Origin of the sequence: Nocardia sp. NPDC056611, from assembly GCF_042792755.1 — a bacterium.
GTDB lineage: Bacteria > Actinomycetota > Actinomycetes > Mycobacteriales > Mycobacteriaceae > Nocardia.
Genome location: NZ_JBHTVV010000005.1, coordinates 556971 through 569544 on the forward strand (window position 1 = coordinate 556971; position 12574 = coordinate 569544).

Consider the following 12574-nt stretch of genomic DNA (forward strand, 5'->3'; position numbering starts at 1 on the left):
GTGATTACAGTGAGGCTCAGATTCAGAGCGCTGGCGATGGCCGCGGTCGGAGCACTGTTCGCACTCTCGATGACCGGTGTCGCGGCCGCCCCCGCGAACGCGGTCGGCCTGCCCCCGTGCGGTCTGACCTGCGACGCCCCCCTGCCGCCCTCGCCCGCCGGATGCTCGAGCGCGGCCACCGGCGGCACCCTCGCGCTGACCCTGCCCGACAAGAACGGGGTCAACCGTCCCTTCCGGCTGTTCGTGCCGTCCGGGCTGAGCGGCGCCGCGCCGCTGGTGGTCGCGCTGCACGGCGGCCAGGACAACCCGACGCACTTCGAAACCGCCACCGGCTGGACCGCGGTCGCGCAGAGCAAGAAGTTCATCGTCGCCTACCCCCAGGGCGGCAAGAACGACGGCGCCGCGGACAAATGGGCCTGGGAGTTCAGCGCCTCCAACCCCGCCAACGACGTTCCGTTCCTGCGCAGCCTGGTCCACGCCATCGGCAACGACTACTGCGTGAACCCCAAGCGCGTGCATTTCATCGGACACTCCAACGGCGGGCAGATGACCTCCCGGATGGCGTGCTCCGCCTCGGATCTGGTCGCCTCGGCCGCGGTGTGGGCCGGGCCGAGCGGCGCGTGGGACGCCAACGACTGCCCGACCACCCGCAAGCTGTCGTTCGGCGTGATGCTCAACGACAACGACCCCATCGTGTGGCAGATCGTCGCCGAGCAGCATCGAGACCTGTGGCGCACCAAGGACAGTTGCGGAGCCACCCCGGCCTCGGAGACCGGCACCGCGGTGGTGAAGGGCGAGCGCTACTCGTGCGCGTCGGGCACCCAGATGCTGTACCGGCTGTACCACACCACCGATGACGCGACGAAGGCCCACCTGTGGCCCACCCCGGGCTCGGCGGCCGCGACCGACGTCAACAACCGCATGTGGTCACTGCTGAACGCCAACCCGCTGCCCTGACAGTCGCGGCTCCGGAGTTCCGGCACGCTCGGGGCTCCGGGGCGACAGCGTGGCGGTGAGCAGCGCGGCGACCGCGAAAAGCACTGCCACACAGGCCACCAGGCCGATCCAGCCGCCCGCCGCGTAGGCGATCCCCGCGGCGCTGCCGACCACCGCACTGCCCAGGTAGTACGCGAACATGTAGAGAGACGATGCGGCGCCGCGGTTCTCGGCCAGCGCGCCGACCCAGGCGCTGGCCGCGGTGTGCGCGCCGAAGAATCCCGTGGTGAGCAGCAGGATGCCGATCAGCACCGTGCTCAGGTGATCCGGGATGGTCACCGCCAGGCCGACCGCCATCAGCGCCAGGGACACCACCAGGATCCGGTGGTGGCCACGGCGATCGGCGAGCCGGCCCGCGTAGGCCGACGCCGCCGTGCCCGCGAGGTACAGCACGAACACCAGTCCGACCACCGCCTCGGACAGGCCGAACGGGCGGTGGGTCAGCCGGTAGCCGAGGTAGTTGTAGATCGACACGAAACTGCCCATGAGCAGGAAGGCGAGCCCGAACAGCGCGGCCGGGCGCGGAGCGCGCACCTGCCGGGCGAGATCGCCGAGCAGTGTCCCGAAACCGGCCGGGCGCGCGGCGAATCCGCGGGAGGCGGGCAGCGTCCGCGCGAACCACACCGCGCCCGCCGCCACGGCCAGCGACACCGTCAACTCCGCCCACCGCCACGACGTCAGCCCGAGGGTGAGCGACGGGATCAAGCGTCCCGACAACCCGCCGATGCTCGTCCCCGCGATGTACACCCCCATCGCCGAACCCAGCCCGCTCGCGCCGACCTCCTCGGCCAGATACGCCATCGCCACCGCGGGCACCCCGGCCAGCGCGACACCCTGCACCGCTCGCACCGCCAGCAGCGTGTCCATCGTCGGGCACAACGGCAGCAGCAACCCGAGCGCCGCGGCCGCCACCGCCGACCCGATCAGCACCCGGGTGCGGCCGATCCGCGCCGACAGCACACCCACCGGAATGATCGCCAGCGCAAGGAATCCCGTGGTCAGCGACACCGCCAGCGCCGCGTGCGCGGGCGGCACCCCGAACGCCGCCGACAGGCTCGGCAGCAGCGACTGTGTGGAGTACATGGCCGCGAAGGTGGTCAGTCCGGCGGCGAAAAGCGCTACGGTGACGCGCTTTTCGTGAGCTCCGGTGAACTCGGCGGACCCATCCGCCTCGGCCCGGTCCGCCACGGCCACCCGTCCGGCCGAGTCCGTGTCGTCCGTCGCGTGCCGGACCGATGGGCGATCATGGGACGCCGGGGGCGCGGCCGGTCCCGCGCGTTCCGTCGTGGCGAGTCGCGCGTCCGGCTCAGCGAACGCACGCGGTGCGGTGAGCTCCGGATCTTTCGGCGCGTCGATCGCCGGTCCGGTGGGCGCACCGATCGGCCCTCGCGTGCTCAACCGCTGATCAGCACTGGTCATCGGGTCCTCCCAGGATGGATCGGGTACGAGATCCAGGGTGCGTGACCGGCACTTAGATCGGAAATGCATGATTGTCGTCAGGCTCATGCCATTGCGGTATATAGCGAGGAGGCGGTGTGCTCGGCGCGGATCTGGAGTGGTTCACGACACTCGCCGAAACCGAGAATGTGAGCGCGGCGGCCGACCGATTGCATCTCGCCCAGCCGACGCTGTCGCGGATGCTCGCCCGGTTGGAGCGGCGGCTGGGCGCTCCCCTGTTCGATCGGCACGGAAAGCGCATCCGGCTCAACGAGTACGGCCGCCTGTACTACGAGCACGCGCGCCGCGCCCGCGCGGAACTGCGGGCCGGGGAGCAGGCGGTCGCCGACCGGGTCAATCCGGCCAAGGGGGTGGTGCGGCTGTCGTTCCTGCATTCCTTCGGCAGCCGGCTGGCGCCGGAATTGATCGCGGAATTCCGGCGCGGGGCCGGACGGGTCGACTTCGGGCTGTTCCAGGGCGCGGCCGAGGCGATCACGCGCCAGGTCCTCGACGGGGAGGCCGATCTGGCGTTGGTGTCGCCGCGGCCCAGCGAGCCCGGCATCGGGTGGCACATGCTGCTGAATCAGCCGCTGGTGCTGGCGGTTCCGGCCGATCATCGGCTGGCCGGGCAGCGCCGGACCCGGCTGAGCGAGCTGGCCGACGCCGAATTCATCACCATGCATCCGGGATTCGGGATGCGGCGCATCTTCGACGACCTGTGCGCGGCGGCCGGGATCCGGCCGCGCATCGCCTTCGAGGCCAGTGACCTGGTGACGGTGCACGGACTGGTCGCGGCCGGGCTCGGGGTGGCGCTGGTGCCCGCCGAGGAACCGCCGCCGCCGGACCTGGCGGTGGTCCCGCTCGCCGACGCGGGGGCGTCGCGCGATGTGGGGCTGATCTGGTCGGCGACCGCGACACCGTCGGAGGCGGTACGCCGGTTCCGCGATTTCGCGGTGGACCGGGCGGCTCGCCGCCCCGCCCGCTGAGCCCGCGCACTGTCCCGGCGAGCCCGCGCACTGTTACCGTTGCCGAACGGTAACTGTTCTGTCGCTTCGACTCCAGGGAGCCGCCCGTGCAGCGCTATCGCGCGGCCCTCGACACACTGGGCGGAGGCATCGCCGCCGCGGTCGCGGGCATGGCCTTGATCGTGCCCTACGACGCCGGGTGCGGCACCGACTCGTCCGCCATGCAGATGACACTGCTGACCATCACCGTGCCCCGGGCCACCGCCACCGGCGCGGTGTTCGCCGTGGTGGCCGCGGTGCTCGTGCGCATGCTCGGCAACCGGACCGCGTGGGCCACCGGCGCGTGCGCGGCGCTGGTCCTCGCCACCGACCATCTGCTGGTCGCCTCCACCTCCGCCACCCTGGCCACCGCCAATTTCCTCGACTCGCTCGCCGGCGGCGTGCTGCTCGGCGCGGCCGGGGCGGCCGCACTGCGGTACCGGCCGCCCGCTGTCGGCTACCTGCTCGGCGGGCTCACCGGTGTCCTGCTCGGACGCCACATCGAGACCATCGCCGCCGAGAACGGGAACCTGTCGGTGCTCGAACGCGCCTTCGTGGATCTGCCGCCGGACTGGCTGGCAGTGCTGGCGGCGGTGCTGCTCGCGGTGTGCGCGGTGGTCTGCGGGCGGACCAGCACCACGCATCCGACGTCGGTGCAGCTGCCGTTCGCGCCGATCGTGGCCGCGGCGGTGGTGATCACGACCATCGCGGTGGCCTCCGAACGCCTCACCCCGGGCACCCACAGCTGGATCGCCATCACCGCGTGGCTCGTCGCGGTCGTCGCTGCCGCCCTGATCGCGGCCCTGCTCCTGCCGGGCCGCGACGGCACCCTCACGCTGCTCGCGGTGTCGCTCACCGCGACCGGCGGCGCCCTCGCGACCGTCCACGCCCATTGGAAACTCGCGCCGGTGCTCGCGATCCTGGCGCTCGGACTGTTCGCCGGCGTTCTGCTCCCCCGCCCGCAGCCGGTGGCCGCCGCCGCGGCGAGCGTCGGGCTGTCGGTCTTCGCGCTGCTGGCTTCCGGCGCGCAGCACCATGATTCGTGGGCCGCGCTGCTCGGCGGGTGCCTCTACGCGGGACTGGCCGGGTACAGCTTCGGCGCGGTCACCACCCGCCTGGCCGCGAGCACGGTCCTGGCACTGGGCGTCGTGCTGGTCCCGACCGCGGCGCTCACCCTGCAATACCGGGGCTGCGACGCGCTGCCGTCCCTGCCCGACCGCGTCAGCACGGCCGGGGACCGCGCGGCGTGGACGGCCATCGGCCTGGGCGCCGGATGCCTGGCGGCCATGCTGGTGCTGCGCCGCCTGCGGCCGGAACGCGACGAGCCGTCGCAGCCGAAACCCCGTGCCCCCGAATCCGAGCGAACGGACTAGGCGACCCGGTACAGCCAGATCCGCGGCTCGGACGGCTCACCGCCGGTGGACCAGGCATACGTGTGGGCGAGGCCGTCGCCGTGATAGCCGTGCAGGTAGTCACGCAATGCGGTGCGGCCGCCGTGCCCGGACACGATGCCCCGCAGCACGATCGCGGTGAGGTCGTAGGCCTCGACGGCGTACGGGTTCGCGGCGGTCCCGGTGGCGTCGCGATACTCGTCGAGGAAGCGCTGGGTGGCGGGCCCGCACTGACACGCCACCAGGGTACCGGTGGCCGCCGACCCCGCGGCGGACTTGAACGCGGGGTCGTAGCTGCCGTCGCCGAGTACGAAAGTGGCTGTGACATCGGCTTTCCGAAGCTTCGCCAGCAGGGTCGCGGCGGCTGCCGGATAGCCCGCGTAGAACACCGCGTCCGGGTTCACGGCGGCGATGGCCGACACGGCCTGCCCGGTATCGCCGCCGAGATCGACGCTGACCTCGCACGCCGGCACCGAAGCCGGACCGAGGCCCTCCACCACCGCACCCGCCAGCGACACCCCGAAACCGCCTCCGCTGTCCCGGACCACGCAGACCCGCGAGAACCGGGCGGTATTGGTGAGGTATCGACCCAACGCCGGGCCCTCGGCATTGTCATTGGCCAGGCCGCGGAAGAAACCGCTCCACCCCGACTGCGCCAGCAGCGGATTCGTCGCGACCGGGGTGAGGAACGGCAGCCCGGCCGCGTCGAAGGTCTTCCCGGCGGCCATGACCTCCTTCGACAGCGCCGGACCGATCACCGCCACCACCGAGTCGTCGGCGGCGATCTGCTCGGCGACCCGCGCCGCCTTCCCCTGATCCCCGGCGGTATCGAACTCGCGCACCGTGATCGGGCAGACCTTGTTGCCGCCCTGCGGGTTTCCGCCCTTCACGAACTGATCGACGGCCAGCCGCACCGCGCCCAGCACGGTGCGGCCGAGCGCGGCGTCCGAGCCGGTCAGCGGGAGCGCCGCCGCGATGGTCGCCGGGTCGCACGGCAGGCGGCCGTCATTGGCGGGGTCGGCCACCGACGCCGGCGCGACCACCTTGGCGCCGAGCCCGTCGATCTGGGTCAGCGGCACGAAACCCGGGTACGTGGCCGGGTAGGGACCGGTCACGCTCACCGGACTGGCGAGGCCGGACGGTCCGGAACCCTGTGCCGCCCAGATGATTCCCGCCGCTGCCGCGACGGCGACCACCAGCGCGCCGACTCCCGCCGCCAGCCGGCGACCGGACCGCACCCGGGCGGCCGTCACCGGCTCCGGCCGCAGTCCCGGGTCGTCGAGCACGGTGCGGCCGTGTGACACGGTGACGGTCGCGGCGGTGACGCCCGTCGACCCGATCGTCGCCGCCGCCGGCCGCGGCGTCCCGGCCGCAGTCAGCGGCGGCACGGTCGACTCCGAGGCGCCCGAAAGCGCCCGCGCCGCAGCCTCGGCGAAGTCCCGGCAGGTGTCGAACCGATCCTCCGGCCGCTTGGCCAGGCCCCGCGCGAACACCGCGTCCAGTGCCGCGGGCAGCTCCGGCCGCCGATCGGTCACCTTCGGCACCGGATGCTGCAGGTGCCCCGCGACCACCGCGGCCGCCGTCTCGGCCTGATACGGCGTGGACCCCGTGAACAGCCGAAACAGGGTGCAGGCCAGCGAATACTGATCCGAGCGCTGATCCAGCGCGGCCCCCGACAGTTGCTCCGGCGAGGCATAGGTGATGGTCGCGGCCAGTGTCCCGGTGCGGGTGATCTGCGCGGAATCGTCGCGCAACCGCCCGATTCCGAAGTCGGTCAGCAGAATTCGACGTTCCTGCCCGCCGGCGTCACGACCGAGCAGGATATTGGCGGGCTTCACGTCCCGGTGGATCACGCCCATCGAATGCGCGTAGTCCAACGCCTTGGCCGTCTCCCCGACGATCCGCACGGCCTCGGCGGCGGGCAGGGTGAACGGGTCGAGCGCGGAGGCGTCGCCGCCGTCCACGTACTGCATGGCGATCCACAGCCGCCCGCCCGAGACGCCCCGATCGTGCACACCCACGATGTTCGGATGATCCAGCCGCGCAACGAGTTCGGCTTCCCGCTCGAACCGGGACCGGGTCTCGAGCTGGGTCACCAGCTCCCGCGCCAGCACCTTGATCGCCACCAGCCGGGGCAGCCGCGGATGCCGGGCGAGAAAGACCTCCCCCATCCCGCCCCCGCCGAGCTTCCGCTCGATCAGATACCCCGCGAATTCCGTACCCGCACGCACAATTCGGCCCTTCGCACCCCGCACATTCCCACGAACCTTACCCGCTCGGACCCGCCGTCTCAGCTCCTCGACACGGGCTCGCCCGCCGCCCCGCGCGGGTTCGGCCATCGCCCGCGGGCCGCGGCTAGTCGACCGTCCGGCGCCTCGCGAGCGCCGACCCGGCGCGCGGGCCGCTCATCCTGTCCGGTTTGCTCCAGGTATGCCCCGGTATTGCCACGGCGAACGGGCTGGAGCAGGCTGAGAGGCGTCGGCGGCGTCACCCCGGGCGTCGCCCCCGCAACAGAGGAGGTGGATCGAAGGTGTACGCACGCTCTAACACGATTCAGGCGCAGCTGTCCTCTATCGATGCCGGGATTGCATTCATGCGCGATGAAGTGATGTCCGAGTTGGGCGGTATGCCCGGTTGGGTGGGTCTGTCGCTGCTGGTGGACCGGGAATCCGGCCGCTGCATCGTCACCACCGCGTGGGAGTCCGAGAACGCGATGCACGACAGCGCCAGCCGGGTGCGCCAACTGCGCAACCGCGCCCGGGACATCTTCGGCGGTGACGGCCCGCTCATCGAGGAGTGGGAGATCGCCGCCCTGCATCGCCTGCACCACGCGGACGAGGGCGCGTGCGCCCGCGTGACCTGGACCCGGGCCGACGCCGATCGCATCGATTCGGCGATCAACGTCTTCCGCTCGATGGCCATGCCCGCCATGGAGCAGATGGACGGCTTCTGCAGCGTCAGCCTGATGGTCGATCGCTCCGCCGGGCGTGGCGTCTCCTGCGCCACCTTCGACAGCGCCGAGGCCCTGGCCCGAACCGCCCAGGAAGCCGCGGACATGCGGGCCAGGGCCGCCGCCCAGGCCGGCATCGCCGTCACCGAGGTCGCCGAGTTCGAACTGGCCCTCGCTCACCTCCGCGTCCCCGAACTGGTCTGACCCGCAACCCGGATGGCGCGGTCGCCCCGGCCGCGCCACCCGGCTAATTTAGAACCCGTTTCAGCGGGCGGCGGCTTCCGGCCACCCGGCGATCGATGGGAGACGGGTATGTCGGGCAATGGCGGCGGTCGATTCGACGGCAAGGTCGCGGTGGTGACCGGAGCCTCCTCCGGCCTGGGCCGGGCGGTGGCGCGGCAGCTGATCGCGGGCGGGGCTCGCGTGCTGGGAGCCGGCCGCGACGAGGCGCGGCTGAAGGACACCTTCGACGGACCCGACACCGCCTGGCACGCCGCCGATCTCGCCGATCCGGCGGCGGCCGATCAGGTGGTGCGGGCCTGCGTCGACCGCTTCGGCGGGCTCGACATCCTGGTCAACGCCGCGGGCGCGCACACCATGCGCCACACCGGTCAGGTCACCGACGAGGAATGGCAGCACGACCTCGCCGTCAACCTCAGCGCGCCCTTCTTCCTCTCCCGCGCCGCCCTCCCCCACCTGCTCGAACGCACCGGCTGCATCGTCAACGTGGCCTCGATCGCGGGCGTGGAGGGCCAGGCCTACTCGGCGGGCTACTGCGCCGCCAAGCACGGCCTCATCGGCCTCACCCGGGCCATGGCCCTGGAGTTCGATGGCGCCGGCATCCGCGTCAACGCCGTCTGCCCGGGCGGCATGACCACGCCGATGCTCGAGAACTTCACCTTCCCCGAAGACCCCGACTACCGGCTCATCCTGAAGACCGCCAGCCCCCGCGGCCTCATGGAACCCGAGCAGGTCGCCAACATCATCAGCTTCCTCTGCTCCGACGAAGCCTCCGCCGTGCACGGCGCCGTCTACACCGTCGACAACGGCAAGATGGCTCTCTAGGCAGACGAATCGGCCCGGGCGACGCAGATGCCGTCGCCCGGGCCGATGCCGAGGTGGGTCGGGTTACTTCTTGCGGTCGCGCTTCTCGCGGACACGCACATTGACCCGGACCGGAGAACCGTCGAAGTTGAACTCCTCGCGCAGCTTCCGCTCGATGAAGCGGCGGTAGCCCGCCTCGAGGAAGCCGGTGGTGAAGAGCACGAACGTCGGCGGCCGGGTGGACGCCTGGGTGGCGAACAGGACTCGCGGGAGGCGGCCGCCGCGCATCGGCGGCGGCGTGGCGGCGATGACCTCCTTGAGCCAGTTGTTCAGGCGGCCGGTGGAAATGCGCTTGTCCCACGACTCCAGCGCGGTCTCCATGGCCGGAACCAGCTTCTGGACCGCACGGCCGGTGTGCGCGGAGATGTTGACGCGCTGGGCCCAGCGGACCTGGACCATCTCGCGGTCGATCTCGCGCTCGAGCATCTCGCGCCGATCCTCGTCGACCAGATCCCACTTGTTGTAGGCGATCACCAGGGCGCGGCCGGTCTCGGCCACCATGGAGATCACCCGCAGGTCCTGCTCGGTGACCGGCTCGGAGGCGTCGATCAGCATGACCGCCACCTCGGCGGCCTCGATCGCGCCCTTGGTGCGCAGCGAGGCGTAGAACTCATGCCCCGAGGCATTGCTCACCTTGCGCCGCAATCCCGCGGTATCCACGAAACGCCAAGGCTTGCCGCCCAATTCGACCAGCGAGTCGACCGGGTCGACGGTGGTGCCGGCGACATTGTGGACGACCGACCGTTCCTCACCGACCAGCTTGTTCAGCAGCGACGACTTGCCCACGTTCGGCTTGCCGACCAGCGCCACGCGGCGCGGACCGCCGCTGAGACCCGTGCCCTCGCGGGGAGTCTCGGGCAGCTTCGCCAGAATCTCGTCCAGCAGATCACCGGTACCGCGACCGTGCGCGGCCGAGATCATGTGCGGCTCGCCCAGACCCATCGACCACAGCTCGGCCGCGTCGGCCTCCAGCTTCTGGTTGTCGACCTTGTTGGCGACCAGGATGACCGGAGTCTTGCTGCGCCGCAGCGTCTTCGCCACCGCCTCGTCGGCGGAGGTGGCGCCCGTGGTCACATCCACCACCACGACGATCGCGTCGGCGGTGTTCATGGCGACCTCGGCCTGCCGGGCCACCGACTGCTGCAGCCCCTTGGCGTCGGGCGACCAGCCGCCGGTGTCCTGCACCAGGAAACGGCGACCGGCCCAGGTGGCCTCGTAGGAGATCCGGTCGCGGGTCACGCCCGGAATGTCCTCCACGACCGCCTCGCGGCGGCCTAGAATCCGGTTGACCAGCGTCGACTTGCCGACATTGGGGCGGCCGACGATGGCCACCGTCGGCAGCGGAATGTGCTCGGCGTCCTGCTCGCCCTCGAATTCGGCGATATCCCAGTCGGATTCGTCCGACCAGATCCCATCGCCGGCGAAGGTGTCCTGCGTCACTGCGAGCCTCCCGCCGAAATACGTGCGGCCACCACGCGATACAGCTCGTCGATGACCTCGTCCCTGTTCAAATCGCTGGTGTCGACCAGTTCCGCGTCCTCGGCGGGACGCAGCGGCGACACCTTGCGCGTCGAGTCCAGGGTGTCGCGGCGCTGCACATCGGCCAGCACACCCGCGAAATCGTCACCCCGCCCCTCGGCGATGTTCTGCGCGTTGCGGCGCTGCGCGCGGGCCTCGGCCGACGCGGTCAGATAGATCTTCACATCCGCCGCTGGCAGCACGGTGGTGCCGATGTCCCGGCCCTCCACCACGATTCGGCCCGCCGCCGCCGACAGCTCCCGCTGCAGCGCGACCAGCTGCTCGCGCACCTCGGGCACCGCCGACACCGCGGACACCGCCTGGGTGACCGCGTTGCCGCGGATCTCACCGGAGACGTCCTCACCGTCGAGCAGGATGACCTCCCGGCTCGGATCGGTGCCGATGGTCAGCGGCAGTTCCTTCACCGCGACGGCGATGGCGGCCGCGTCGTCCAGGTCCACGCCGCTGCGCAGCACGCGCAGCGTCGCCACCCGGTACATGGCGCCGGTGTCGAGGTAGCTGGCCTCGAGCCGGGTCGCCAGCATGCGCGACACGCTCGACTTGCCGGTGCCCGACGGGCCGTCCATGGCCACGACCAGCTTCGCCGAACCGGTCAGGGCGCCGGCCGCATCGATCAGAGATCCCACACCGTTCACAACGACACCGCCTCGTAGAGCTTCCCGACCTCGTCCCGGCCCAGCACGCGCAGCGTGCCCGGCCGCTGATCACCGAGCGCGATCGGCCCGACGTGCGTGCGCACCAGCGCGGTCACCGGATGCCCGACGGCGTCCAGCAGGCGGCGCACGATGTGCTTGCGACCCTCGTGCAGCACCACCTTCACCAGCGACTTGCCGTTGCCGACCTCGAGCACCTGGAACTTGTCCACCGACGCGGGCCCGTCCTCGAGCTCGACGCCGTCCTTGAGCTGCTTGCCGACCTCACGATTGCGGACCTCGCCGTTCACGGTGGCCAGGTAGGTCTTGGACACCTCGAAGGAGGGGTGCATGAGCCGATGCGCCAGATCACCGTCATTGGTGAGCAGCAGCAGGCCCTCGGTGTCGGCGTCCAGGCGGCCGACGTGGAACAGGCGCTGACCGGCGGCGATCCGCTCGGCCACGATATCGCCCACACACGGGCGGCCCATCTCGTCGGACATGGTCGACTGCCAGCCCTTGGGCTTGTTCAGCGCCAGGTACACCTGCTCGGAGCGGATGACCACGCGCACGCCGTCGACCCGGACCACCGCGGTCTCGGGATCGATGCGCAGACCCTGCTCACGCACGATCTTGCCGTCCACCTCGATACGACCGGCGTCGATCATGTCCTCGGCCACGCGACGCGAGGCCACACCGGCCTTGGCCAGGACCTTCTGCAGGCGCTCACCCTCACCCCACGGCAGCTTCTTCGGAGCCCGCTCCTCGAAGTCCACGTGCTGGTGCCGGGCGGGCTTGGCATTGCTGATCAGCACGGGCGCGACGATCTTGCGCTCCGGCTTGGCGGTCTTCTTCTTGCCGGTGGTGTTCGGCGAGGTGTGCGGGGCCAGCGGGCGACCGCCGCCGATACCGCGAGACTGGTTGCCGCGCGCGGAGTTACCGCCCTGACCGCCGAAGCCGGACCCCGAGCCGCCGCGAGCGGGCGCGCCGCCACGGGAACCGCTTGCGCCCCACTGGCTTTCGCCGCGGGGAGCGGAACCGCCACGCGAACGGTCGGAATCCCGGCCGTACGAACCGGCGCCACCGCGCGAACGGTCGGAATCCCGGCCGTACGAACCCGCGCCACCGCGCGAACGGTCCGAGTCACGACCGAACGAACCCGAGCCGCCACGCGAACGGTCGGAATCCCGGCCGTACGAACCCGAGCCGCCACGCGAACGGTCCGAGTCACGGCCAGAGGACCCCGCGCCACCGCGCGAACGATCCGAGTCCCGGCCGTACGAACCCGAGCCGCCGCGGGAGTCACCGCGGGAATTGCCGCCCCAGGAGGGCGAGTCGCCGCGCGAGCCGCGCGACGTGGAGCCGCCACGGGCTCCGCCATAAGAATTGCCGCCGGCAGCGGACCGGTCGTCTCCGGTCCGGCCTCGGGCGGCGCGGGAACCGCCACGGGGCGGTTCGCTGCCACGTTTCCTACGATCCGGTGTGCCATCTCGGCGAGCGGGTGTATTCACGTTGTCCTAA

General features: G+C 71.4%; 10 protein-coding genes. 5 read left to right on the forward strand and 5 right to left on the reverse strand.

The window, feature by feature from the left end; translation table 11 throughout:
* Nucleotides 1–9 precede the first annotated feature (9 nt).
* Nucleotides 10–957, forward strand: coding sequence for an alpha/beta hydrolase family esterase (locus ACFRAQ_RS28115; RefSeq protein WP_379104895.1), 948 nt, complete (start codon nucleotides 10–12; stop codon nucleotides 955–957).
* On the opposite strand, the gene ACFRAQ_RS28120 is transcribed toward ACFRAQ_RS28115, so the two are convergent.
* On the reverse strand, nucleotides 928–2415 hold the full coding sequence (locus ACFRAQ_RS28120; RefSeq protein WP_379104897.1) for an MFS transporter: 1488 nt from the start codon (nucleotides 2413–2415) through the stop codon (nucleotides 928–930). The genes ACFRAQ_RS28115 and ACFRAQ_RS28120 overlap by 30 nt on opposite strands.
* Before the next feature lie 116 nt (nucleotides 2416–2531).
* Here ACFRAQ_RS28120 and ACFRAQ_RS28125 point away from each other — a divergent pair, with 116 nt between their 5' ends.
* Together ACFRAQ_RS28125 and ACFRAQ_RS28130 are read left to right on the forward strand one after the other, a co-directional pair.
* Nucleotides 2532–3419, forward strand: a complete 888-nt coding sequence (locus ACFRAQ_RS28125; protein ID WP_357287061.1) for a LysR family transcriptional regulator — start codon at nucleotides 2532–2534, stop codon at nucleotides 3417–3419.
* Between the two features lie 86 nt (nucleotides 3420–3505).
* Complete coding sequence (locus ACFRAQ_RS28130) at nucleotides 3506–4810, forward strand: hypothetical protein (RefSeq protein WP_379104900.1); 1305 nt, start codon at nucleotides 3506–3508, stop codon at nucleotides 4808–4810.
* On the opposite strand, the gene ACFRAQ_RS28135 is transcribed toward ACFRAQ_RS28130, so the two are convergent.
* Nucleotides 4807–7059 carry a bifunctional serine/threonine-protein kinase/ABC transporter substrate-binding protein gene (locus ACFRAQ_RS28135; RefSeq protein WP_379104903.1) on the reverse strand — a complete coding sequence of 751 codons (2253 nt, stop codon included), beginning with the start codon at nucleotides 7057–7059 and terminating at the stop codon, nucleotides 4807–4809. The two genes, ACFRAQ_RS28130 and ACFRAQ_RS28135, sit on opposite strands and share 4 nt — an antisense overlap.
* A gap of 299 nt (nucleotides 7060–7358) precedes the next feature.
* Between ACFRAQ_RS28135 and ACFRAQ_RS28140 the strand changes: the two genes are divergently transcribed.
* Together ACFRAQ_RS28140 and ACFRAQ_RS28145 are read left to right on the forward strand one after the other, a co-directional pair.
* Nucleotides 7359–7982 carry a hypothetical protein gene (locus ACFRAQ_RS28140; protein ID WP_379104905.1) on the forward strand — a complete coding sequence of 208 codons (624 nt, stop codon included), beginning with the start codon at nucleotides 7359–7361 and terminating at the stop codon, nucleotides 7980–7982.
* Between the two features lie 108 nt (nucleotides 7983–8090).
* Nucleotides 8091–8843: an SDR family NAD(P)-dependent oxidoreductase gene (locus ACFRAQ_RS28145; RefSeq protein WP_379104907.1), complete on the forward strand. Its 753-nt coding sequence runs from the start codon at nucleotides 8091–8093 to the stop codon at nucleotides 8841–8843.
* Nucleotides 8844–8906: 63 nt separating this feature from the next.
* Here the strand turns inward: ACFRAQ_RS28145 and der are convergent, their stop codons facing one another.
* Genes der through ACFRAQ_RS28160 form a run of 3 tightly spaced genes read right to left on the reverse strand, consistent with a single transcriptional unit; the run spans nucleotide 8907 to nucleotide 12564 of the window.
* Entirely contained in the window at nucleotides 8907–10322 is a 1416-nt protein-coding gene (gene der, locus ACFRAQ_RS28150) for a ribosome biogenesis GTPase Der (protein WP_379104909.1), read from the reverse strand.
* The gene (gene cmk / locus ACFRAQ_RS28155; RefSeq protein ID WP_379104911.1) at nucleotides 10319–11047 is read right to left on the reverse strand and encodes a (d)CMP kinase; all 729 of its coding nucleotides are present in this window, start codon (nucleotides 11045–11047) and stop codon (nucleotides 10319–10321) included. The genes der and cmk overlap by 4 nt, the downstream gene beginning before the upstream one ends.
* Nucleotides 11048–11052: 5 nt before the next feature.
* The gene (locus ACFRAQ_RS28160; protein WP_379104913.1) at nucleotides 11053–12564 is read right to left on the reverse strand and encodes a pseudouridine synthase; all 1512 of its coding nucleotides are present in this window, start codon (nucleotides 12562–12564) and stop codon (nucleotides 11053–11055) included.
* Nucleotides 12565–12574: the final 10 nt, after the last annotated feature.